The following is a 236-nucleotide window of genomic DNA, read 5'->3' on the forward strand; positions in this document are numbered from 1 at the left end:
GACGTCACCCCCGGGAGCGGGTTGATCATGTGGCCGCCGGTCTCGGTCTGCCACCAGGTGTCGACGATCGGGCAGCGGCCGCCGCCGATGTGCTCGTGGTACCAGAGCCAGGCCTCGGGGTTGATCGGCTCACCGACCGAGCCGAGCACGCGCAGGCTGGAGAGGTCGAAGCCGGCGGGGACGTCCTCCCCCCACTTCATGAACGTGCGGATGACCGTGGGCGCGGTGTACAGGAT

General features: G+C 69.5%; 1 protein-coding gene. It reads right to left on the reverse strand.

Annotated elements, in window-relative coordinates; translation table 11 throughout:
* Positions 1-236 (reverse strand): AMP-binding protein (locus QSV46_RS41075; RefSeq protein ID WP_314964515.1); only part of this gene is annotated, 236 nt, incomplete at both ends.

It is taken from the genome of Bradyrhizobium cosmicum (genome assembly GCF_032290525.1).
GTDB classification, from domain to species: domain Bacteria; phylum Pseudomonadota; class Alphaproteobacteria; order Rhizobiales; family Xanthobacteraceae; genus Bradyrhizobium; species Bradyrhizobium cosmicum_A.